At 74.2% G+C, this 21,490-nt stretch carries 23 protein-coding genes and 1 pseudogene; 16 read left to right on the top strand and 8 right to left on the bottom strand.

The genetic code is table 11. The features are described from left to right. Positions 1-187 precede the first annotated feature (187 nt). The 10 genes and pseudogenes from MTO91_RS24925 (at position 188) to MTO91_RS24880 (ending at position 9,031) form a co-directional block, all read left to right on the top strand. Positions 188-385 carry a hypothetical protein gene (locus tag MTO91_RS24925; protein ID WP_405421917.1) on the top strand — a complete coding sequence of 66 codons (198 nt, stop codon included), beginning with the start codon at positions 188-190 and terminating at the stop codon, positions 383-385. Between the two features lie 185 nt (positions 386-570). Next, positions 571-1,167 carry an RNA polymerase sigma factor gene (locus MTO91_RS24920; RefSeq protein ID WP_405421348.1) on the top strand — a complete coding sequence of 199 codons (597 nt, stop codon included), beginning with the start codon at positions 571-573 and terminating at the stop codon, positions 1,165-1,167. After that, positions 1,164-1,775: an Asp23/Gls24 family envelope stress response protein gene (locus MTO91_RS24915; protein ID WP_476652981.1), complete on the top strand. Its 612-nt coding sequence runs from the start codon at positions 1,164-1,166 to the stop codon at positions 1,773-1,775. Before MTO91_RS24920 ends, MTO91_RS24915 begins: the two co-directional genes overlap by 4 nt. Positions 1,776-1,997: 222 nt before the next feature. Next, entirely contained in the window at positions 1,998-2,945 is a 948-nt protein-coding gene (locus MTO91_RS24910) for an acyl-CoA desaturase (protein WP_405421352.1), read from the top strand. A gap of 59 nt (positions 2,946-3,004) precedes the next feature. Next, entirely contained in the window at positions 3,005-3,313 is a 309-nt protein-coding gene (locus MTO91_RS24905) for a YciI family protein (protein WP_251787381.1), read from the top strand. A gap of 159 nt (positions 3,314-3,472) precedes the next feature. Beyond that, positions 3,473-5,008, top strand: coding sequence for an acyl-CoA synthetase (locus tag MTO91_RS24900; RefSeq protein WP_476652980.1), 1,536 nt, complete (start codon positions 3,473-3,475; stop codon positions 5,006-5,008). A gap of 33 nt (positions 5,009-5,041) precedes the next feature. Further along, the gene (locus MTO91_RS24895) at positions 5,042-5,782 is read left to right on the top strand and encodes an LLM class flavin-dependent oxidoreductase (RefSeq protein WP_476652979.1); all 741 of its coding nucleotides are present in this window, start codon (positions 5,042-5,044) and stop codon (positions 5,780-5,782) included. Continuing rightward, a pseudogene (locus MTO91_RS24890) lies at positions 5,680-6,189 on the top strand (LLM class flavin-dependent oxidoreductase); the annotation flags it as partial. The gene MTO91_RS24895 and the pseudogene MTO91_RS24890, both read left to right, overlap by 103 nt. A gap of 134 nt (positions 6,190-6,323) precedes the next feature. Then, the gene (locus MTO91_RS24885) at positions 6,324-8,276 is read left to right on the top strand and encodes an acetoacetate--CoA ligase (protein ID WP_476652978.1); all 1,953 of its coding nucleotides are present in this window, start codon (positions 6,324-6,326) and stop codon (positions 8,274-8,276) included. A 2-nt stretch (positions 8,277-8,278) separates the two neighbouring features. Further along, positions 8,279-9,031, top strand: coding sequence for an LLM class flavin-dependent oxidoreductase (locus MTO91_RS24880; RefSeq protein WP_405421358.1), 753 nt, complete (start codon positions 8,279-8,281; stop codon positions 9,029-9,031). 7 nt (positions 9,032-9,038) lie between these two features. Here the strand turns inward: MTO91_RS24880 and MTO91_RS24875 are convergent, their stop codons facing one another. The 6 genes from MTO91_RS24875 to MTO91_RS24850 all read right to left on the bottom strand — a co-directional run bounded on the left by MTO91_RS24875 (position 9,039) and on the right by MTO91_RS24850 (position 12,453). Next, positions 9,039-9,350 carry a hypothetical protein gene (locus MTO91_RS24875; RefSeq protein ID WP_476652976.1) on the bottom strand — a complete coding sequence of 104 codons (312 nt, stop codon included), beginning with the start codon at positions 9,348-9,350 and terminating at the stop codon, positions 9,039-9,041. Positions 9,351-9,408: 58 nt separating this feature from the next. Beyond that, a complete protein-coding gene (locus MTO91_RS24870; RefSeq protein ID WP_476652974.1) occupies positions 9,409-10,014 on the bottom strand; it encodes an NAD(P)H-dependent oxidoreductase in 606 nt (201 codons plus the stop codon). 127 nt (positions 10,015-10,141) lie between these two features. Continuing rightward, on the bottom strand, positions 10,142-10,345 hold the full coding sequence (locus tag MTO91_RS24865; RefSeq protein ID WP_476652973.1) for a CsbD family protein: 204 nt from the start codon (positions 10,343-10,345) through the stop codon (positions 10,142-10,144). 74 nt (positions 10,346-10,419) lie between these two features. Next, positions 10,420-11,262, bottom strand: coding sequence for an aldo/keto reductase (locus MTO91_RS24860; protein WP_405421364.1), 843 nt, complete (start codon positions 11,260-11,262; stop codon positions 10,420-10,422). Positions 11,263-11,362: 100 nt separating this feature from the next. After that, complete coding sequence (locus MTO91_RS24855; RefSeq protein WP_073576711.1) at positions 11,363-11,803, bottom strand: CBS domain-containing protein; 441 nt, start codon at positions 11,801-11,803, stop codon at positions 11,363-11,365. A 35-nt stretch (positions 11,804-11,838) separates the two neighbouring features. Next, the gene (locus tag MTO91_RS24850; protein ID WP_476652972.1) at positions 11,839-12,453 is read right to left on the bottom strand and encodes a carboxymuconolactone decarboxylase family protein; all 615 of its coding nucleotides are present in this window, start codon (positions 12,451-12,453) and stop codon (positions 11,839-11,841) included. A gap of 189 nt (positions 12,454-12,642) precedes the next feature. Between MTO91_RS24850 and MTO91_RS24845 the strand changes: the two genes are divergently transcribed. Together MTO91_RS24845 and hppD are read left to right on the top strand one after the other, a co-directional pair. Further along, positions 12,643-13,689: a Glu/Leu/Phe/Val dehydrogenase family protein gene (locus tag MTO91_RS24845; protein WP_476652971.1), complete on the top strand. Its 1,047-nt coding sequence runs from the start codon at positions 12,643-12,645 to the stop codon at positions 13,687-13,689. Further along, positions 13,689-14,885, top strand: coding sequence for a 4-hydroxyphenylpyruvate dioxygenase (hppD, locus tag MTO91_RS24840; protein ID WP_476652970.1), 1,197 nt, complete (start codon positions 13,689-13,691; stop codon positions 14,883-14,885). Before MTO91_RS24845 ends, hppD begins: the two co-directional genes overlap by 1 nt. A gap of 21 nt (positions 14,886-14,906) precedes the next feature. On the opposite strand, the gene MTO91_RS24835 is transcribed toward hppD, so the two are convergent. Beyond that, on the bottom strand, positions 14,907-16,304 hold the full coding sequence (locus MTO91_RS24835) for an amidase (RefSeq protein WP_346105778.1): 1,398 nt from the start codon (positions 16,302-16,304) through the stop codon (positions 14,907-14,909). A gap of 100 nt (positions 16,305-16,404) precedes the next feature. On the opposite strand from MTO91_RS24835, the gene MTO91_RS24830 reads away from it, so the two are divergent. The 4 genes from MTO91_RS24830 (at position 16,405) to MTO91_RS24815 (ending at position 21,153) form a co-directional block, all read left to right on the top strand. Next, on the top strand, positions 16,405-18,045 hold the full coding sequence (locus tag MTO91_RS24830; protein ID WP_346105776.1) for a sigma-54-dependent Fis family transcriptional regulator: 1,641 nt from the start codon (positions 16,405-16,407) through the stop codon (positions 18,043-18,045). Between the two features lie 113 nt (positions 18,046-18,158). Then, entirely contained in the window at positions 18,159-19,271 is a 1,113-nt protein-coding gene (locus MTO91_RS24825; RefSeq protein WP_346105774.1) for an NDMA-dependent alcohol dehydrogenase, read from the top strand. After that, on the top strand, positions 19,271-20,203 hold the full coding sequence (locus tag MTO91_RS24820) for an AAA family ATPase (RefSeq protein ID WP_476652967.1): 933 nt from the start codon (positions 19,271-19,273) through the stop codon (positions 20,201-20,203). The genes MTO91_RS24825 and MTO91_RS24820 overlap by 1 nt, the downstream gene beginning before the upstream one ends. Positions 20,204-20,286: 83 nt before the next feature. After that, a complete protein-coding gene (locus MTO91_RS24815) occupies positions 20,287-21,153 on the top strand; it encodes a vWA domain-containing protein (RefSeq protein WP_251787395.1) in 867 nt (288 codons plus the stop codon). 14 nt (positions 21,154-21,167) lie between these two features. On the opposite strand, the gene MTO91_RS24810 is transcribed toward MTO91_RS24815, so the two are convergent. After that, positions 21,168-21,452 (bottom strand): hypothetical protein, encoded by a 285-nt coding sequence (locus MTO91_RS24810; RefSeq protein WP_476652965.1) that lies wholly within the window; start codon positions 21,450-21,452, stop codon positions 21,168-21,170. Positions 21,453-21,490 lie beyond the last annotated feature (38 nt).

Genomic DNA, 21,490 nt, shown 5'->3' with positions numbered 1-21,490 from the left:
CCCCCCACACGACCTGGACGGCTCGCGACGACGAGAGAGGAGAGGGCACACGACCGACCCCTGACCAGAACATCCTGACCACCTCAGCGTCCCACTCGCCGACGCGGTACGGGGCTGTCCGGGCGTCGTCGATCTCCACGGCGGGCCCTTCGGTACCGTGGCCACCCATCTGCCGGGACGGCGAGTCGTGGGTGTCCGCCTCGGCGTCGACCCGGGGAACGCCGGGCGGACGGGCGGGGACGCCCGACGCTCCACGCATGTCGAGGTCCACGTCGTCGGTCGCCACCCCCATCCGATCGCCGAGATCGCCGACCAGGTCAGGGCCGCCGTCCGCGGGGTCATCCCCGACGCGGGGATCACCGTGACCGTCGAGGACTACCGGTGACCCGCCCGGTGCCCGCCTGAGCGCAGTGCTCCGCCGGGCGGGATGTCCGTGTGTAGGCAACGATCGTCCCCATGTCCGTCGCCCCTGTCGCCGGCTCGGGGGCGTCGGCGTTCTCGGCACCGCAACAACGAGTTCCCGAGCCCGACAGGTCGACGTCGACCGTCCAGCCGGAGGTGCGGACCCACGTGGCGCACGACGACAGCCGGCCCGGCCCGGTCCCGGCGCGGCGTGGGGCCCGTCCCGAGCGGCTCGACCACCAGGCCGACGACTGGCTCGTCGGCAAGGCCCAGGAGGGTTCGCTCGACGCCTACGAGGCGCTCGTGCGGCGCCACCGCGACCGCATCTACCGGATCGCCCTGCGCATGCTCGGCAAACCCGACGAGGCCGAGGACGTGGCCCAGGAGGTCGTCATCCAGCTGTGGACGGCGCTGGCCGGGTTCGCGGGCACGAGCCTGTTCACCACGTGGCTCTACCGCATCGTGGTGAACCGTTGTCTGGGCACGATCAGGCGTCGCCGTGACGACACACCCCTGACCGACCCCGACATCGTCAGTTCGCCGGGCGCCGACGTCCAGGTGATGGCCCGGAACAAGCTCTCGGCGATGCTGGCGGCGGTCACCGACCTGCCACCCGAGCAGCGGGCCCCCGTCGTACTGGTGGACATCGAGCAGCTGGGCTACGACGAGGCCGCCGCCATCCTCGGTGTCTCCGAACCGACCTTGCGCGGCCGTCTGTACCGAGCCCGCCGCCGGCTCGCCGACACCATGCGGGAGTGGGCATGACCGAGCACGACCAGCCCGACCACACCGACCGTCGGGACCGGGACACCCTCCCCTGCGGCACGTCGGTCGACGTGCTGCTCACCCAGGTCGCCGACGGCCGCGGTGCCGACCGTGACGTGCACCAGCAGGGATGCGTGCACTGCCAGGCGGCCCTCGCGGAGTACGACAGGCTCCTGTCACCCCTGCGCGACCTGGCCGCCGAGCAGGTGATCGCGCCCGAGGGGCCGATGGAGGAGGCGCTCGCGCGCATCCGCAGCGCGATCGTTGACAGCGACTACGCCACCGTCCGTACCGCCGACGGGGTCACCCGCGTCGCCGCGCGGGTGGTCGTCGCCGCCGCGCGGCACTCCGCAGAAGGTGTTCCCGGTGTCCGCGTCGCCCTGAGCCGTGACCTGTCCGGCCACCGCGACTCGGACTCGGAGATCACCGCAGGCGTCGCCGGGGCGAGCACGGCCCTGGAGATCACCCTCGCCGCGGACTTCGGGCGCCCGCTGCACCAGCTCGCCGACGACGTCCGCCGCGCCGTGGTCGCCACGGTCCGCCACCTCACGGACCTCGAACCCGTTCAGGTCACCGTGCTCATCGACGACGTCTTCACTGAACCCTGAGGATCGCGGTGACGTACGCCATCCGGCGAGAGGCACGCACCACCCGCCCGATCGCGAGATCCCCGGTGAGCTGTCGACCGGGAGCGGACGGTCATGTCGTCGTCGCAGGTTCTGCTCACGGGGTACGGGATCGAGCGAACGGCCCAGCCGAGGAGATACCCCCTCCCACACAGGGGGGTCAGCAGGGCTGTGCCGACATCCGTCACACGATGTAGTGGACCCATGACAACAGTCGACGCGGCCCCCGCCCCCACGAGGAGCGGGCCCCCACCCGTCCTGGACGGGAAGCGCCCGCCGGGAGAGATGTTCCTGGTGGGGCTGTTCGTCGTCCTGCCGACCCTGGCGCTGCTCGCGGCCGTCCCGCTCGCCTGGAGCGTGGGCTTCCTCGGCTGGACCGACGTCGTGCTGGCGTTCGTCCTCTACTACGTGAGCTGCCTCGGCGTCACGGTCGGGTTCCACCGGTACTTCACCCACGGCGCGTTCAAGGCGAAGCGCCCGCTGCGGATCGCGCTGGCGATCGCGGGCAGCCTGTCGCTGCAGGGCAGCGTGCTCGACTGGGTCGGTGACCACCGCCGGCACCACGCGTTCTCCGACAAGGAGGGCGACCCGCACTCGCCGTGGCTCTACGGCACCGGCCCGATGGCCCTGGTCAAGGGCTTCTGGCACGCCCACCTGGGCTGGCTGTTCCAGCGCGACCTGACCAACATGAAGCGGTTCGCCCCGGACCTTCTCACCGACCGCGACATCGCCCGCGTCGACAAGGCGTTCCCGCTGATCGTCGTCGCGAGCCTGCTCGGCCCGGCACTGCTCGGCGGTCTCATCACGATGTCCTGGTGGGGTGCGCTGACCGCGCTGTTCTGGGCGGGCTTCGTCCGCGTCGCGGTGCTGCACCACGTCACCTGGTCGATCAACTCGATCTGCCACATCTGGGGCGAGCGCCCGTTCGCGGCGCGTGACCGGTCCGCCAACGTCTGGTGGCTGGCCCTGCTGTCCTGCGGCGAGTCGTGGCACAACCTGCACCACGCCGACCCGACCTGCGCCCGGCACGGTGTGAAGAAGGGGCAGATCGACATCTCCGCGGTGGTCATCCGCGGTTTCGAGAAGGCGGGCTGGGCGACGAACGTCCGCTGGCCCACCACCCGTCGCCTGGAGCGCCTCGCGGCGAAGTGACGACCGCCGGCGACGCCGACGGTGGCCCCGTCGGCGTCGTCGCGTGAGAGGATCGCGGTGTGGCCACGACCTTCGCACTGATCTACACCTACACCGACGACACGGAGCTCCGGGACGCCACGCGTCCGGCCCACCGTGACTACCTGCGCCCCTTCGCCGAGGACGGGACGATGCTCGTCGCCGGCGCCTGGGCCCCGGGTGAGGACCCGGGCGGCCTGCTGATCTTCCGCGTCGAGGACCGGGCCGCCGTGCAGGCGATCGTCGACGCGGACCCGTTCTCCACGGCCGGCGTCGTGGCCCGCGCCGAGATCCGCGAGTGGGCGCCGCCGCTGGGCCCGCTGGCCGGGGCACTGACCGGGCAGGCGTAGGCACCACCCCCCGCACCACGACGGCGGACGGCCCGGGACCACTCCCGGGCCGTCCGCCGTCGGCGTTCCCCACCCCGGTCGGGCAGGAATTCTTGACAACTGTCCAGATTCCCGCCACGGTCGTCGCTGTCCGCAACGGTGCAGATCCGGGGAGCCGCGATGTCGCTGACCTTCTACCTCGACAAGGGCGCCTCCCTCGATCCCGCGGCCCCCTGTCTGACCCTCGACGGCACGACGCTGTCCTACGGCGACGTCGTCGAGCTCTCGCACGCCGTCGCGCGGGCGCTGCGCCGCTCCGGCGTCGCGCCGGGGGACAAGGTCGGCATCCTCTCGGCGAACGACCCGACCGCGTTCTCCTGCGTGTTCGGCATCGCCCGCGCCGGCGCGGTGTGGTGCCCGATCAACCCGCGGAACGCGGCGGGCGAGACCGCCGAGCTGCTCGACCTGTTCGACTGCACCACGCTGATCTACCAGCCCTCCTTCGACGGCCTGGTCGCCGAGATCGCCCCGGACCTCCCGCAGCTGACCACCCTGGTGCGCCTCGGCGACCCGGGCCCGGACGGGCGGGCCGAGGCCTTCGACGCCTGGCTCGACGCCGCCCGCGACGATCCGTCCGCCGAGGCGGCACCGCCCGACGAGATCGTGGCGCTGGTCGGCACCGGCGGCACCACCGGGCGTCCCAAGGGCGTGCTGCTGACCGACCGCAACGTCGAGACGATGTCGGCGATCACGCTGATGAGCTACCCGTTCGACGAGCGGCCGGTCTACCTCGCGCTGGCGCCGCTGACCCACGCCGCGGGCGTCCTGTGCTTCCCGGTGATGGCCCGCGGCGGCGAGGTCGTGATCATGGCGAAGCCCGACGTCGGCCGGTTCCTGGAGCTGATCGAGGCGCACCGGGTGACGCACACGTTCCTGCCGCCGACGCTGATCTACATGGTGCTCGGCCACGAGGCGCTCGACGCGACGGACCTGTCGTCGCTGCAGTGCTTCTGGTACGGCGCGGCCCCGATGTCGGTGGCCCGGCTGACCGAGGCGCTGGACCGGATCGGGCCGATGGCGCAGCTGTTCGGCCAGTCCGAGGCCCCCATGATGATCTCGACGATGTCGCCCGCCGAGCACCGTCGCGCCGACGGGAGCGTCGCCACCGAACGGCTGGCCTCGGCCGGGCGGCCGTCGCCGCTGGTCACCGTCGCGATCCTGGACCAGCAGGGGAACCCGGTCCCGCGGGGTGAGCGCGGCGAGATCTGCGTCCGCGGCTCGCTGGTGATGGCCGGCTACCACCGCAACCCCGAGGCCACCGCGGAGGTGTCCGCGCACGGCTGGCACCACACCGGCGACATCGGCCTGCTCGACGACGACGGCTTCCTGCACATCGTCGACCGCGCCAAGGACATGGTCATCTCCGGCGGCTTCAACGTGTACTCCGCCGAGGTGGAGCAGGCACTGATGGCGCACGACGCCGTCCGGGACTGCGCGGTGGTCGGCCTGCCCGACGAGAAGTGGGGCGAACGGGTGACCGCGGTGGTCCAGCCCCAGCCCGGTGCCGAGATCGACACCGGCGAACTGGCCGCGTTCGTCAAGGCGCGCATCGGTTCCGTGAAGACGCCCAAGCAGATCGAGATCTGGACCGATCTTCCGCGCTCGACTGTGGGTAAAGTTCTGAAGAACGAGATCAGGGTCACACTCTCCCGTTAGCGACACTGTCATGCCGCAAGGAGGCAGCATCACATGAAGCTCGCTCTGTACCTCCCCAACTTCCGCGACCTCGTCACGGTCAAGGAGCTGGATGACCTCACCGCGCTCGCCGAGGACCTGGACTTCGACTCGGTCTGGACGCTCGACCGCATCGTCGTCCCGGAGAAGTCCGACCGCCAGGAGCTGCAGTACTCCTTCGGCATGATGGACGGGCTGCCGAACGCCCTGCCGGTGTCCTCGCGCGGCAAGTGGTTCCAGGGCTACCCGCTGATCCCGTGGCTCGCCGCCAAGACCACCAAGGTCCGCATCGGGATGAGCATCATCGACACGCCGTTCCGCTCGCCCGGCGTCCTCGCCGCGGAGCTGGCGACCATCGACCACCTCTCCGGCGGCCGGCTGAACGTCGGCGTCGGCTCCGGCTGGCAGGCGGTGTCGCGGCTGGCGTCGTCGTGGTGGTCCTCCGGGGTGGGGCTGCGGTCCGGGTGGCCGCCGCCGCAGCGCTGGGCGCCCGGCACGGCCGGGCCGCCGCACGAGGTCCATGTACGGCGGCGCCCCCGCGGAGGGCTCGCTGGATGCCCGAGGAGTTCGCCGCGGCGAGCGCCGCGCACATCTTCCCGAAGCGCCACAAGCACGTGCGCGAGTCGATCGAGATCATGCAGGGCGTCTGGGACAAGAGCGCCGACCACTACGAGTTCCACGGCGAGTTCGCCGACTTCGAGGCGTGCGGCTTCGGGCACAAGCCGCTGCAGGACCCGCGCCCGCCGATCTTCATGAGCGGCCTCAAGGACCCGCTGCGCTCGGCGCGCCGGATCACCAAGTACGATCTCGACGGCTGGATCGGCATCCAGGACTCGCCCGAGGGCCTCGCCAAGTGGATCACCGCCATCGACGAGCAGTTCGAGGAGATCGGCAGCCCGAAGCGGGCCAAGGACCTCGAGATCTGCTCGATGATCTGGACGGTCATCACCGACGAGGAGGTCGACCAGACCGTCAACGGCGTCGCGTCGAACCTGCTGGTGGGCACCGAGAAGCAGCTCACCGACCGGCTCAAGGCGTACAAGGAGGCGGGCATGACCATGCCGCTGATCTGGCCGCCGTTCGCCGACGTCCCGGTGTCGAAGACGCTCGACGACCTCAAGCGGATCAAGAACGACATCATGCCGAAGGTGCTCGCCTCCTGAGCACCCCGAGCCGGGTGTCCCCCGGCGATTCCGCCGTGGGCTGACCGCGGCACCGCACCGCAGCACCGCGTCGGCGGGTCCACCTCCCGGGTGGGTCCGCCGACGCGCGGGACGCCCCCACGGAGGAGACACCGATGACCGACGTCCTCTGGAGCCCGTCGGCGGAGCGCATCGAGCGGTCCGCGTTGCGCGCCTACCTGGACTGGCTGGCCGAGCGGGAGGGCCGCCCGTTCGACGATCACGACGCCCTGCACGCGTGGTCGGTCGCCGACGTCGACCGGTTCTGGCGCTCGGTCGTCGACCACTACGACGTCGCGTTCTCGACGCCGTGGGAGCAGGTCCGCACCGCGGACGCCATGCCGCACACCCGGTGGTTCACCGGGGCCCGGCTGAACTGGGCCGAGCACGCGCTGCGCCGCGGCGCCGACGACGACACCGCCCTGGTGTGTGTGCAGGAGGGCGGGGCGCCCGCCCGGGAGATCACCCGCGGCGGGCTCCGCCGGTCGGTCGCGGCCGCCGCCGGCTGGCTGCGCCGGGCCGGGGTGCGCCCCGGGGACCGGGTCTGCGCCTACCTGCCCAACACCGAGCACGCCGTGATCGGGCTGCTGGCCGCGGCCGCGGTCGGCGCGGTCTGGTCGTGCTGCTCACCGGACTTCGGCGCCGAGGGCACCATCGGCCGGCTCGCCCAGCTCGAACCGACCGTGCTCGTCGTCGCCGACGGCTACCACTGGAACGGCCGGGAGGTCGACCGCGCCGACGTCGTCGTGCGGCTGCGGGCCGAGCTGCCGACCGTGCGCCACGTCGTGGCCGTCCCCTACGTGTTCGACCGGCCCGCCCCCGAGGGCACGACGCCGTGGGACGAGCTGCTCGCCGTCGACGCCGAGCCGGAGTTCACGCAGGTCGAGTTCTCGCACCCGCTGTGGGTGCTGTTCACCTCCGGCACCACCGGCCTGCCGAAGGGCCTCGTGCACGGCCACGGCGGCATCACCCTCGAGGGCCTGAAGTGGTCCGGGCTGTACTGCGGCCTGCGGCCCGGCGAGCGCATGTTCACCTACACCTCCACCGGCTGGGCACTGTGGAACATGCAGCTCGGGGCGCTCACCCAGGGCGCGAGCATCGTGCTCTACGAGGGTAGCCCCGGCCACCCGCCGGGCGCGGTCTGGGAGGTCGCCGCCCGGACCGGTGCCGACGTCGTCCTGATGGGGGCGGCGGTCGTCACCGCGACGGCGAACACCGGGGTGTCCCCGCGCGCCGAGCACGACCTGTCCCGGCTGCGGCACGTCATGGTCAGCGGCTCGGCGCTGCCGCCCGCCGGCTACGACTGGCTGTACTCCCACGTCAGCCCGGACATGCGGATCGACTCGACCAGCGGCGGCACCGACGTCTCCGGCTCGTTCGTCGGGGCGAACGAGTACTCCCCGGTCCGGGCCGGGCGGATCGGCGGCCGGCTCGCGGGCGTGGACTGCGCCGCCTGGGACTCCGACGGCGATCCGGTCGTCGACGAGGTCGGCGACCTGGTGGTCCTCCAGCCGATGCCGTCGATGCCGGTGCACCTGTGGAACGACCCGGAGGCCGAGCGCTACACCGACTCCTACTTCGACACCTGGCCCGGCGTGTGGCGGCACGGGGACTGGGTGACCCTGCACGCCGACGGCAGCGTCTCCATCCACGGCCGCTCGGACTCCACGCTCAACCGGCAGGGCGTCCGGCTGGGCAGCGGCGACTTCTACGACGTCCTCGACACGATGGAGGAGATCGACGAGGCGCTGGTCGTCGGCGTCGACCTCCCCGACGGCGAGTACTGGCTGGGCCTGTTCGTCGTCCCCGCGGAGGGGCACACCCTCGACGACGACCTGCGGGCCACGATCGTGTCCACCCTGCGGTCCCGGCTGACGCCGCGGCACGTCCCGGACGAGATCGTCGAGGCCCCCGCGGTGCCGCACACGCTGAGCGGGAAGCGGCTGGAGGTGCCGATCAAGAAGCTGATGGCGGGCCGTCCGCTGGAGAAGGCCGCGAACATCGCCTCGGTCGACGACCCGGACGCGCTGCGCTGGTACGCCCGGTTCGCCGCGGACCGGCGGGCGTAGCGGTGCGGCTGGGCGCGACGCTCGCGCACCTGTCCGACGCGCCGCCGTACCCGGTCGCCGGGTGGGCCCGGCGACTCGCCGGTGCCGGTTTCGCGCACCTGTGGGCGCCGGAGATCATCGGCCGTGGACGGCTGGTGCCCGACCCGTTCGTCGCGCTGGCCGTCGCGGCCGGGGCCACCGACGGCGTCGGCCTGTCGACGGGCACGGTGCAGGTCCCGCTGCACCACCCGGCCGAACTGGCCCACCGGATGCTGTCGCTGCAGGCGGTCTGCGGGGACCGGCTCGCGCTCGGGGTGAGTCCCGGCTCGACCCGCGACGACTACGCCGCTCTGGACCGGGACCACCGGACCCGTTTCCGGACCTTCGACGAGAACGTGGTCCGGCTGCGTGAGCTGCTGGAACGCGGCGGGGACGCCGACGCCCGGCTCGCGGACGCGCCCACCGCCCGGCCGCCGCTGCTGCTGGGGTCGTGGGGCGCGAACGTCGAGAAGGCCGCCCGGTCCTTCGACGGCTGGCTCGCCTCCGGCCACCGCACCACGCCGGACGAGATGGTGGACGCCCTCGGCCGCTACCGGGCGGCCGGGGGCGGCGGCGGTCGCGCGGTCGCCTACGCCCTCCCGGTGCCCGCGGGCGCCGACCTCGGCCGTCTGCGGGACGACCTGGCCCGCTACGCCGACGCGGGCTTCGACGACGCCGTCGTGGTCATCGGGCCGGGCGGCCCGGACCCCGACGGGGTCCGGGCGCTGCTGCCGTAGCCCGGTCTCAGCCGCGCTCGACGTGGGCGCGCACCGAGCCGCCGTCGTCGGAGAGCCAGCCCTTGCCGCGGGCGTGGCCGAGCATGCCCGCGAGGTCGTTCTCCCAGCCGGGGCCGACCCGGCCCGCCGCCAGCCTGCGGACCGCGTCGACGCGCACCAGGACGTGCCCGCCGCCGTCGGCGACCTCGCCGAGCCCGGTGCTGCGCACGGTGTCGGCGAGCGTGTCCTCGCTCAGGTCCGCGGGGGCGACGACATGGAAGGCCCGCACGTCATCCGGGTCGACGAGCTCGACGTCGCCGGGGGTGATCCGGAAGTACATGCACCGAGGCTAGCCCGCGGCGTGGCGCGGTGGACGGTGTCGCGTCGCCGGATCCGGCTCAGCCCGCGAGCTTCCCGGCGACGGTCACCACGCGGGTCGCGAGGTGGTCCAGCGCCGCGTTGTCGGCCTCACCGAGCGGGGCGTTGTTGTCCGCCCCGGTCACGTGCGAGGCGCCGTAGGGGTTGCCGTCGACGAACTTGGTCGGGTCGGTGTACCCGGGCGCGACGACGATCCCGCCGAAGTGGTGGATCGTGTTGTACAGCGCGAGCAGCGTGGACTCCTGGCCGCCGTGCAGGGTCTGGCTGGCGGTGAACCCGGCGTAGACCTTGTCGGCGAGCAGGCCCTGGCCCCACTGCGGGCCGAGCGAGTCGATGAAGGTCTTCAGCTGTCCGGCGATGTTGCCGTAGCGGGTGGGCGAGCCGAACAGGACCGCGTCGGCCCACACGATGTCGTCGGCGGTCGCGGCGGTGACCTCCGGGGCGGCCTCGGCGTGCGCGGCCTGCGCGTCGGTGGCCTCGCGCTCGCCGGTGGTCGCCTCGCGGGCGACGCGGCGCAGGCGCACCTCGGCGCCGGCCTTCTCGCCGGCCTGCGCGGCCCGGTGGGCCATCGCGTCGACGGTGCCGGTGGCGGAGTAGTAGACGATGGCGAGCTTGACGGTGCTCATGGTTCCTCCGGTGGACGTGCGGGGAGGAGCCCGGTACGGCGCTGGACCCGGCTCGGTACCTCCGTCGCGTTCCCGGTGGGGGCGACCGGCATGCGTCCCGGTCGCCCCCGTCACTCCGTCGCCGGACTCAGCCCTTCGAGCCGCCGAACGCGTCCTTCACGTTGCCCGCGGCGTCCTTCAGCTTCTCGCCGGCGTCCTTCAGCGACGCCTTCGACTGCTCGGCCTTGCCCTCGGCCTGGAGCTCCCGGTCGCCGGTGGCCGCGCCGGTCTTCTCCTTGGCGACGCCCACGGCGTTCTCGGCCTTGTTCTTGACTTTGTCGGTGAACGACACGGCTGCCTCCTCGATGGACTGGTCGTTGGAGGATGCGCGCCCCGCCGTCCTCACGCGGACGTGACACACGTCACTCAGGACGCGATGCGGTCCACCCGGCCGGGCACCGGGCCGATCCGGCCCCGTCCGTCGGTCCGGTGCAGCGCGGCGACGGCGGCGAGGTCGGCCCCGTCGAGGGTGAACCCGGCGAGATCGCGGTTGGCGGCGATGCGCCCCGCGTCGTCGGACTTCGGGACGGCGACGGTGCCCTGCTGCAGGTGCCAGCGCAGGACCACCTGGGCGGGGGTGACGCCGTGCCGGTCGGCGATCCGGGCCAGGACCGGCTCGCCGAGGACCGCGCCGCGGCCCAGCGGGCTCCAGGCGCCGGTGACGATGCCCAGCGCGGCGTGCACCGCGCGCTGCTCCGGCTGCTGGTGGTGCGGGTGCAGCTCGACCTGGTTGAGCGCCGGGAGCCGACCGCCGAGCGAGCGGAGCCTGCGCAGGTGCGACGGTCGGAAGTTCGACACCCCGACCGCGCGGGTGCGGCCCTCGGCCAGCAGCTGCTCCATCGCCTCCCAGGTCGACAGGCAGTGCCCGAGGTCGTCGTTGGGCCAGTGCACGAGCAGCAGGTCGACGTGGTCGAGCCCCAGCCGGTCCAGGCTGCGCCGTGCCGCGCCCAGCGCGTCGGGGCGGTCGCCGTCGACGTTCCAGACCTTGGTGGTCACGAACAGCTCGGAGCGGGGCAGGCCGGAACCGGCCAGCGCGGCGCCGACGCCGGTCTCGTTCTCGTAGACGGCGGCGGTGTCGATGCTGCGGTAGCCCTGCGCGAGCGCCTCGGCGACGGCGGCGTGGGCGTCGCGGGACTCGGACACACCGAACCCGAGACGGGGCATGGCGACGCCCCCGTTCAGGAGCACGGTGTCGTCGGTGTGGGTCACCGGGAGGGTCCTCTCGACTGCGGGTGGCGACGGCGGCGTCGGAGGTGGTCACCCCGTCCAGCGTCCGGCCCGGCGCCGGTGTTCCCCGCGGTGGGCCGCCTCACGGCCCGTCCGGGGCCGCCGCGCGCTCGTCGATCCGGGCCTGGATGCCCGCGTCGGAGCAGAACCCGCGACCGTGCCGCTTGAGGCAGAGCAGCCCGAGCAGCCGGCCGGCGTCGTCGACGACGGCGACCCGCCGCCGCCCGGCGTCGGCCATCGCCGCCCAGGTCGACGCCAGGTCGTCGCCGGCGTGGGCCACCCGCCCGCCGAGCGTCCCGAGGGGCGCGGCGGGCTCGTCCGGTCCGGCCCCGGTCAGGTCGGCCCGGTCGACCACCGCGAGCAGCCGTCCCGCGTCGAGGACCAGCAGCGAGTGCACCTTGGGTCGCTCGAACGCCGCCCACGCCTGCGCGACGGTCGTCGCCGGTCCACAGGTCTTGGGGAAGGTGTGCATGGCCGCGGCCACGCGCACCCCGTCCGGTGCGGTGCTCGGTGCGGTGCTCATCGCGTCCCTCCCCTCTCCACGCGGGTTACCCGGCCTCACTCCGGCCGGAACACGGCGAGTGCCGTGGCCAGCATCGAGTAGTACCCGGTCAGCCACACCAGCGCCGCGAGGGTGTCCCGGCCCAGCGCCCGCAGCGCGGTGGCGTAGGCGCCGTCCCCCAGGTCGTGCCGGGTGAGCAGGGCCCGCACGGTGGTCAGCGCGACCCGCTCGGCCTCGTCGAGGCCGTCGGGGACGCCGCCGTCGAGCAGGGCCTGCAGCTGCGCCCCGGACAGCCCGGTGTCGCGGGCGAGGCCCTCGTGCGCGGACCACTCGAAGGCCGACCCGTGGTGCACGGCGACGGCGAGAACGGCGAGCTCACGCAGCCGGGGCGGGAGGTCGTCGTCGGTGCGCAGGGCCGCGCCGACCTGCTGCACGGCGTCGCCGATGCGCGGGGAGAACAGCATCGTCGCGAACGGGCCGAGCAGGCGGCCGGCGTCGTCGACCAGCGGGACCCGGGCCTGCGCTCCGCGCGGGCCGGTCGCGATGCGGGCGTGCAGCGCGGCGCGCCCGGGGTCCAGCCCGGCCGGGTCCGACGGCGCGGTCCGCGGGTGGACCGGCGGTCGGGGCCTGCCGCGCAGGTCGACGGGCGTCGTGGCGTCGCTGGTCGTCACCGGTCCAGGTTACGGACGCCGGCGACGGGCCCCGGGAGTGACGCCGATCTCCTGGACGATCCGTCCAGGTGGACCGGCACCACGGCCGGGCGACCTGCCGCCGGTGCGCAGCTCGTGATGGGCCGGTTGCGCAGATAGCGGGAGCGACGGTGTCCTCGCTGCACACCAGCGAGGCGATGGAGGCGCGGGATGGCTCTGCCCGAGTGGGACGGCGAACTGACCTCGGTCCGGTACGACCGGGGGACGGGCGCGTGGTTCGTGATCGGGGTGCACTCGACCCGTCTCGGCCCGGCGTCGGGCGGGACCCGCGCGATGGTCTACCCCTCGCCCGGCGACGCCGTCGCCGACGCCTGCCGCCTCGCCGGGGCGATGACGCTGAAGATGGCCGTCGCGGGCCTGCCGATGGGCGGCGGCAAGTCGGTGATCGCGCTCCTGGCGCCGCGCGCCGAGCTCGGCGAGGCGACCTGGCGCCGCATCCTCGAGGTCCACGCGGCCAACCTGGAGCTGCTCGGCGGGAACTACACCACCGGCCCGGACGTCGGGACCTGCTCGGCCGACATGGACGTGCTCGCCGGCCTGACCCCGCACGTGTTCGGCCGCTCGGTCGCGGCGGGCGGGCCCGGCTCGTCCGGCCCGATGACCGCCCTCGGGGTGTTCGCCGCGATCCGCGCGGGAGTCGCGGAGGCCGGGTTCGACGGCGTCGACGGGCTGCGGGTGCTGGTCCAGGGGCTCGGCGCGGTCGGCGCCGACGTCGCCCGGCTCGCCGCCGACGCCGGGGCCAAGCTGATCGTCACCGACGTCGACCCGGCCCGCTGCGCCGCGGTCGCCGACGAGCTGGGCGCCGAGGTGGTCGACACCGGCGCGGTGACCACCCGCGAGTGCGACGTGCTGGTCCCGTGCGCCACCGGCGGTCTGATCACCGCCGAGGTCGCCGAGACCCTCCCCACCGCGGTCGTCGCGGGCGCGGCGAACAACCTGCTCGCCGACCCGTACGCGGCCGAGGTCCTGCGCCGGCGTGGCATCGTCCACGCCCCGGACTTCGTCGCCAACGCCGGCGGCGCCATCCACCTGGTCGGCCGCGGGGTCCTCGGCTGGAGCGCCGACGCCGTCGCCGACCGGACCCGCGCGATCGGCGACACCCTGATCGGCGTCTTCGCCGACGCCCGCACGCACGGCACCACCACGGTCACCGCGGCGCAGGACCTGGCCGCCCGCACACTGACGGGAGAGCACTGATGGACATCCTCACCGACTCCGAGAAGCTCGCCGACCTCGACGCCGCCGCCCTGCGACGCCTGGTCGGCCTCGTCTCCCACGACGACTCCGCCGACCCGTTCCCGGTCACCGGCTGGGACGCCGTGGTGTGGGCGGTCGGCAACGCCACCCAGGCCGCGCAGCTCTACCAGGTCGTCTACGGCATGGAGCTCGTCGCGTACTCCGGGCCGGAGACCGGCAACCGCGACCACCACTCCTACGTGCTGCGCTCGGGCGCGGTCCGGTTCGAGCTGCGTGGCGCCGTCGACCCGGACAGCCCGGTCGCCGACCACCACCGCCGGCACGGCGACGGCATCGTCGACATCGCCCTCGAGGTCCCCGACGTCGACCGCTGCATCGCCCACGCCCGCGCCCAGGGGGCCACCGTGCTGGTCGAGCCGCACGACACGACCGACGAGCACGGCACCGTGCGCTCCGCCGCGATCGCCACCTACGGCGACACCCGGCACACCCTGGTCGACCGGTCCCGCTACACCGGCCCGTACCTGCCCGGCCACGTCGCCCGCAGCTCCTCGGTGGACCGGCCCGCGGGCGCGCCGCGCCGGCTGTTCCAGGCGCTCGACCACGTCGTCGGGAACGTCGAGTACGGGCGCATGGACTCCTGGGTGGACTTCTACCACCGGATCATGGGCTTCACGAACATGGCCGAGTTCATCGGCGACGACATCGCCACCGACTACTCGGCGCTGATGAGCAAGGTCGTCGCGTCGGGCAACCACCGGGTGAAGTTCCCGCTCAACGAGCCCAGCCCCGGCCGTCGGAAGTCCCAGATCGACGAGTACCTGGACTTCCACCGCGGCCCCGGCGCCCAGCACCTCGCGCTGGCGACGAACGACATCCTCACCACCGTCGACGTGCTGCGTTCGCGCGGCGTGGAGTTCCTCGACACCCCGGACGCCTACTACTCCGACCCGGAGCTGCGGGCCCGGATCGGGTCGGTGCGGGTGCCGATCGCCGAGCTGGCGTCCCGCGGGATCCTCGTCGACCGCGACGAGGACGGCTACCTGCTGCAGATCTTCACCAAGCCGGTCGGGGACCGGCCCACGGTGTTCTTCGAATTCATCGAGCGGCACGGCTCGCTCGGCTTCGGCAAGGGCAACTTCAAGGCGCTGTTCGAGGCGATCGAGCGGGAGCAGGAGCGCCGCGGCAACGTCTGACCGGTGCGTGTCCGGGCCGGGTCAGTCCCGGATCCGACGCCAGGGGCGGTCGGCCTCGATGGCGTACGCCAGCTCCAGCAGCGTCCGTTCGTCGCCGACCGTGCCCTCCAGGTGCACCCCCACCGGCAGCCCGCCGGCCGTCGCCCCGGCGGGCAGCGCGACGGCGGGCGCCCCGGCGACGTTGGCCAGCGGGGTGAACGCCACGTAGTCGAGCAGCCGGGCGGTGAGCTGCTCCATCGGCACCGTCGGCGCGAGCCACCCGACCTCCGGCGGGGTGTGCGCGAGCACCGGGGAGAGCAGCACGTCGTGCCGGGTGAACAGCTCGGCGTGGGTGGCCGCGACCCGGCGCAGGCGGTGCAGGAACACCGGGGTGCGGGCCAACGCGCGACGGTAGTGGTCGGCCAGGCCGTGGGTCAGGCCGTCGAGACGGTGCGGGTCGAAGGTGCGCCCGTGCAGCAGCCGGCCGCCGGTGACCACGGAGAACGCGAGCAGCCCCCAGTAGTCGAGGAAGTCGTCGACGAACCGGGTCCCCACCCCGGTGACGGCTTCGGACACCTCGTGGCCCTGCTTGGCGAGCAGCTCCGCGACGGCGGTGACGGTCTCGCGGGTGTCGGCGTCGACGGCGGCGCCGGTGGGGGACTCCAGCAGCAGCCCGACCCGCAGGCGTCGCCGGGCGGGGCCCTCGACCAGGCCCAGCGGTGGCAGCGCCGGGTTGCGGCGCCCGCGGTCGGCGGCGCCGAGGAACACCGCGGTGTCGCGGACCGATCGGGACACCACGCCGTCGGCGACGAGGTCGATCGGCATCCGGGCGCCGGTCGCGTTCGGCGCGAGCCGCCCGCGCGACGGCTTGAGCCCGACCAGCCCGCAGGCCGCGGCCGGGATGCGGATCGAGCCGCCGCCGTCGTTGGCGTGGGCCAGCGGCACCACGCCGGCGGCCACGAGCGCGGCCGCCCCGCCCGACGACGCGCCGGCCGAGAAGCGCGGGTCCCACGGGTTGCGGGTCGGCTCGGCGTCGGCGAACTCGGTGGAGGCGTTCAGCCCGTACTCCGGCATCCGGGTCGTGCCCACCAGGTCCAGCCCGGCCGCGAGCAGCTGCCGGGTCACCTCGGCGTGCTCGCGCGACGGGGCGGGGACGAACGCCCGGGTGCCGTGGCCCGCGGGCCAGCCCCGCACCTCGACGTTGTCCTTGACCAGCGTCGGCACCCCGGCCAGCGGGCCGCCGGTGTCCCCGGTGACGGGGTCGGCGGTGCGGTCCAGGGCGAGGCCGTGCAGGTGCGGCTCGACCCGGGCGGCGCGCGCGGCGACGGCGGCGCGCAGCTCGGCGGGCGCGACCTCACGGCGGCGCAGCCGCTCGGCGAGGGCGACGGCGTCGTCGTCGCCCAGGGCGTCGTCGGTGAACGCGTGTACGCGTCGGTCCATGTCGGACGATCCTGCACCCCGCCCGCCCGCGCACGACCGGGGACCCGGCCGGGCGCGGGTAGTGTCGCCTCCGTCACCACGATCACGGAAGGTGTGCGCCATGGGTTTCGACGGAGCCGTCGGCCGATCCGCCCCGGGGGGCGTGCGCGAGCACATCGCCTCGTCCTGGCGGCGTGCGCGGCTGGCGGGCATCGACCCCGACCGCGTCGACCGGCCGGAGATCGCGGAGGTCGACCGGGTCGGCCGGCTCGCGGTCGCCGCGGAGCCGGTGCTGCAGGCGCTGGCGGCCGAGCTCGCCGGTGAGCCGTTCTCGGTGCAGCTGGCCGACCGGGACTGCCGGATCCTCGACATCTGGTGCGACGACCGCACCCTCGACTCGGCCTTCGACGACATCGGCCTGGTGGTCGGGGCGGCCGCCGACGAGCAGGTGCTGGGGACCAACGGGATCGGCACGGCCGCCGAGACCGGCCGCGGCATCGCCGTCCACGGCGAGGAGCACTTCCTGGCCGGGCTCAAGGGCTTCAGCTGCTTCGGCCACCCGATCCGGCACCCGCTGCGCGGCCGTACCGAGGGCGTCCTCGACATCACGGTCGCCGGCGGGCGCGCCCACCCGCTGTTCGCGCCGCTGCTGTCGCGTGCCGCCCGGGACATCGAGGAGCGGATCGTCGAGACCGCCCGCGACGGCGACCGCAGGCTGTTCCTCGCCTTCCAGGAGGCCACCCGGCGGCGCTCGTCGCCGATCGTGGTCCTCGGTTCGGACGTGGTGCTGACCAACCGCGGCGCCGTCACCGTGCTGGGCGAGGGCGGGATGGACCTGCTCGCGACGCTACGGACCGAGGTCGTCGAGAACGGCCCGCTGACCCGGGTGCTGGAGGCGCCCGACGGCGCCGGGATCCGGGTGCGGGCCGAGACCGTCGCGGACACGGCGGACGGGGTGCTGTTCCACCTCGTCCCGGTCCGTGCGGCGCCGCGCGAGCCGGTCCGCCGCACCGCGCGGCCGGTTCCCACCGGGCGCTCGGTGCTGGTCGCGGGTGAGCCCGGGACCGGGCGCAGCACCGAGGCGGCCCGGCTGCTCGGTACCGCCGACCCGGTCGTGCTGGCGGCCACCGACGCCCTCACCGGACCGTCCCGGGACTGGGCGGCCCGGCTGTCCGCGCTGGTCGGGGAGGGGGTGCCCGCGGTCGTCGTCGACGACGTGGACGTCCTGCCCGAGGAGCTCTGCACCGTGCTCCGCCCGCTGCTCGACGCCGGCCCGACCCGTCTCGTACTCACCTGCGGCCCGGTCGGGGAGCTGTCCGTCCCGGCGGCGCGGCTGGTCGCCCGGTGCGCGAGCCGCGTCGAGCTCGCGCCGCTGCGCGAACGCCGCGACGAGCTGCCCGGGCTGGTCGCCGACATCGCCGCACGGGTCCGGCCGGGCCGGGAGCTGATCCTGACCCGGTCCGCGGTCGCGGCGCTGTCCGCGTACGCCTGGCCGGGCAACCTCACCGAGCTGACCCGGGTCGTGACCGAACTGGCGCACCTGTCCGGGACCCGCCGGATCGACGTCGAGGACCTGCCGGAGCACCTGCGGCCCGGCCCGCGGATCACCCGGCTCGGCGGCCGGGAGCGCGCCGAACGGGTCGCGATCCAGCACGCCCTGACGGTCGCGGGCGGCAACAAGCGCGAGGCCGCGCGGGCGCTCGGGATCAGCCGCACCACCCTGTACCGCCGGATGCGCGCGCTCGACGTGGCGGAGACGTAGCCCGCCCGGTATGAGGCAGTGCGCACGTGTCCACATGTGGAACACGCCACACCCCCGGGGGTGGGACAGGATCCGGGGCGACACCGACGTCACCAGCGCAGAGGAGCGTGCCCGTGAAGACCAAGGCAGCAGTCGTCTACGAGGCCGGCAAGCCGATCGAGATCGAGGAGCTCGAGCTCGACGGGCCGCAGCAGGGTGAGGTCCTCATCCGCTACACCCACGCCGGGCTGTGCCACTCCGACGTCCACATCGCGCACGGCGACCTCGAGGCACGCCTGCCGATGGTCCTCGGGCACGAGGGCGCCGGGATCATCGAGGACGTCGGCCCGGGCGTCACCCGGGTGAAGCCGGGCGACCACGTCGTCTGCTCGTTCATCCCCAACTGCGGGGTCTGCCGCTGGTGCGCGACCGGGCAGCAGGCCATCTGCGACATGGGCGCGACCATCCTCGAGGGCTACCTGCCGGGCGAGCGCTTCCCCTTCACCGGGCCGAAGGGCCAGTACGGCGCGATGTGCATGCTGGGCACGTTCTCCCAGTACTCCACGATCCACCAGAACTCGGTGGTCAAGGTCGACGACGACCTCCCGCTGGACAAGGCCGTGCTCGTCGGCTGCGGCGTGCCCACCGGGTGGGGCTCCGCGGTCAACGCGGCGAAGGTCGAGCCGGGCGACACGGTGATCGTCGCCGGCGTCGGCGGCATCGGCATCAACGCCGTCCAGGGCGCCCGCTACGCCGGCGCGAAGAACCTCATCGCCGTCGACCCGCTGGCCAACAAGCGCGAGAAGGCGATGGAGCTCGGCGCCACGCACGCCGTCGCCACCGCCGCAGAGGCCGGTGACCTGGCCCGCGCCATGACCAACGGCAACGGCGCGGACAAGACGATCGTCACCGCGGGCATCGTGACCGAGGAGATCGTCACCGGCGCGTTCGAGAACACCGGCAAGGGCGGCACCGTCGTGCTGACCGGCCTGAACAAGCTCTCGACGACCAACGTCACGCTGCCGGGCTCGATCCTGACGCTGTTCAAGAAGACGGTGAAGGGCTCGGTGTTCGGCGACTGCAACCCGACCGTCGACATCCCCAAGATCCTCGGCCTCTACCAGAGCGGGGACCTGAAGCTCGACGAGATCATCACGCGGACCTACACCCTCGAGCAGGTCAACGAGGGCTACGACGACCTGCTCGCGGGCAAGAACGTCCGCGGCGTCCTCGTCCACGAGCACTGATGGGGTCTGTCACGAACCCCGCGGGACCGGCTGCGGCCGGTCCCGCGGGGACCCCCGTCGTCGGCCGCGGCCGGGAGGTCGAGCTCCTCGTCGCGGCGCTGGAGGCCGGCGCCCACGTCGTCCTGGAGGGCCCGCCGGGCACCGGGAAGACGACGCTGCTGCGGTCGGTGGCCGAGGAGGCCGAGCTCCCGTTCGTGTTCGTCGAGGGCAACGCCGAGCTCACCCCGGCCCGGCTGGTCGGGCACTTCGACCCGGCCCAGGTGCTGGAGCGCGGCTACAACCCCGAGACCTTCGTCGACGGTCCGCTGGCCGAGGCGCTGCGCTCCGGTGCCCTGCTCTACGTCGAGGAGATCAACCGGATCCCGGAGGAGACCCTCAACGTCCTCATCACCGTGATGAGCGAGGGCGAGCTGCACGTGCCCCGGCTGGGCCGGATCACCGCGCACGGGGGATTCCGGCTGGTCGCCGCGATGAACCCGTTCGACGCCGTCGGCACCGCCCGGATCTCCTCCGCCGTCTACGACCGGGTCTGCCGGATCGCGATGGGCTACCAGACCGCCGGGGACGAGACCGCGGTCGTCGCGCTGCGCGGCCCCGAGGTCGACGAGCAGTGGCGCGCCAAGGTCGTCTCCCTCGTCCGCCGCACCCGCGAGCACCCGGACGTGCACGTCGGCTCCTCGGTCCGCGGCGCGATCGACATCGTCCGCATCACCGCGGCGCTGGCGGCCCGGCGCGGCCGGGAGACCACCGACTGGCGGGCCGGGCTGGACGCGGCGCTGGTCGCGCTGTCCGGCCGCATCCGGCTCGCCGAGTCCGGCTCCCGCAGCGCCGAGGACATCGTCCGCGAGCTGTACACGGCCGAGTTCGGCCAGGAACCCGCCGACGACGCCGACGGGGCCCCGGACGGCGGTGATGCGTCGGGGGGAGCCTGAGCCCGCCACCGGCGGGCGGTCCCCGGCCCGCGGACGGCTCCACCCGTCCGTCCCGGCCGCGTGCGCGCCCGGAGGACCGCACGGTGGCCCGCAGCTCCCTGGCGGGCCACCCCGGGTTCACCGAGATCTCGCCCGAGGTCGGGGTGCTCGACCCCGACGCGTTCGACGCCGCGCTCGCCGAGCGTCCCGACGAGACGCTGACGCTGCTCGTCGACATGGGCAAGGCCACCGACGAGAAGCTGCGGGCGGCGGCCCGCAGGCTCGCCGGCCGGGTCGTGCTGGAGATCGGCCGGTCCGGCCGGGTCACCCGGCGCGGGATCGGCAGGCTGCGTGCGGTCCCGGCCGACCGCGGCGGCGACCTGGACCTGGACGCCTCGCTGGGCGCGGTCGCCGAGGCCCGCGCGGCGCGGCGCCCGGTCGGGCTCGACGAGCTGACCGCGCGCACCTGGGCGCGGCCCGCGCTCGCGTTGTGCCTGGTGGTGGACGCGTCCGGGTCGATGGGCGGGGACCGGCTCGCCGCGGCGGCGCTGACCGCCGCGGCCTGCGCGTTCCGGGCACCCGGTGACCACGCGGTGCTGTCGTTCGCCGCCGAGACCCGGGTCCTGCGCGACATCGGGTCCACCCGTCCGCCGTCGGCGGTCGTCGACCGGGTGCTGGGCCTGCGCGGGCACGGGGTGACCGCGCTGTCCGGTGCGTTGCGGGCGGCCACCGCGCAGCTGGAACGGACGCGCGCGGAGCGGCGGATCGTCGTGCTGCTCTCGGACTGCCGGGCCACCGACGACCACGACCCGGTCCCGGCGGCGCGGCAGGTCCCGGAGCTGCTGATCCTGGCCCCGGAGTCCGACCACGAGCAGGCGGCCGAGCTGGCCGCGCGCAGCAACGCGCGGTGGGCGCCGGTCGCCGGCCCGTCGGACGCACCGGGGGTGCTGCGGTCCCTCCTGGGTGGCTGAGCCCCGCCCGGGACTCAGCCGCCCAGCACGTTCACGGCCCGGGAGACGACGAGCGCGATCGTCACCAGCGACACCAGCGCCTGGACGAGCATCAGCATCGTCGCCCACCGGCTCAGCGGCATCACGTCGGTGGGGCTGAACGCGGTGGCGTTGGTGAACGACAGGTCCAGGTAGTCGGCGAAGCGGGGCTCCCGGTCGGCGTCGTGCGGGAGGCCCTCGAGCAGCCCGGCCGTCATCGAGGACCCGGACCGGCTGATGCCCGGGCCGGGCGCGGCGATCCGGGCCGCGCGGACCGTCACCACGTCACGCGCCCGCGGCGATCGCCTCGGCCCAGGTC

This window comes from Pseudonocardia sp. 2-7 (genome assembly GCF_056341085.1).
The sequence above is the reverse complement of the archived record's forward strand: the minus strand, read 5'-3'. Positions and strand labels throughout refer to the sequence as shown.

Bases quoted from the DNA above. Each gene is read 5' to 3' on its own strand.
- MTO91_RS24915 (WP_476652981.1), top strand. From the start codon at position 1,164: ATGACCGAGCACGACCAGCCCGACCACACCGACCGTCGGGACCGGGAC.
- MTO91_RS24910 (WP_405421352.1), top strand. From the start codon at position 1,998: ATGACAACAGTCGACGCGGCCCCCGCCCCCACGAGGAGCGGGCCCCCA.
- MTO91_RS24900 (WP_476652980.1), top strand. From the start codon at position 3,473: ATGTCGCTGACCTTCTACCTCGACAAGGGCGCCTCCCTCGATCCCGCG.
- MTO91_RS24895 (WP_476652979.1), top strand. From the start codon at position 5,042: ATGAAGCTCGCTCTGTACCTCCCCAACTTCCGCGACCTCGTCACGGTC.
- MTO91_RS24885 (WP_476652978.1), top strand. From the start codon at position 6,324: ATGACCGACGTCCTCTGGAGCCCGTCGGCGGAGCGCATCGAGCGGTCC.
- MTO91_RS24875 (WP_476652976.1), bottom strand. From the start codon at position 9,350: ATGTACTTCCGGATCACCCCCGGCGACGTCGAGCTCGTCGACCCGGAT.
- MTO91_RS24870 (WP_476652974.1), bottom strand. From the start codon at position 10,014: ATGAGCACCGTCAAGCTCGCCATCGTCTACTACTCCGCCACCGGCACC.
- MTO91_RS24855 (WP_073576711.1), bottom strand. From the start codon at position 11,803: ATGAGCACCGCACCGAGCACCGCACCGGACGGGGTGCGCGTGGCCGCG.
- MTO91_RS24845 (WP_476652971.1), top strand. From the start codon at position 12,643: ATGGCTCTGCCCGAGTGGGACGGCGAACTGACCTCGGTCCGGTACGAC.
- hppD (WP_476652970.1), top strand. From the start codon at position 13,689: ATGGACATCCTCACCGACTCCGAGAAGCTCGCCGACCTCGACGCCGCC.
- MTO91_RS24835 (WP_346105778.1), bottom strand. From the start codon at position 16,304: ATGGACCGACGCGTACACGCGTTCACCGACGACGCCCTGGGCGACGAC.
- MTO91_RS24830 (WP_346105776.1), top strand. From the start codon at position 16,405: ATGGGTTTCGACGGAGCCGTCGGCCGATCCGCCCCGGGGGGCGTGCGC.
- MTO91_RS24820 (WP_476652967.1), top strand. From the start codon at position 19,271: ATGGGGTCTGTCACGAACCCCGCGGGACCGGCTGCGGCCGGTCCCGCG.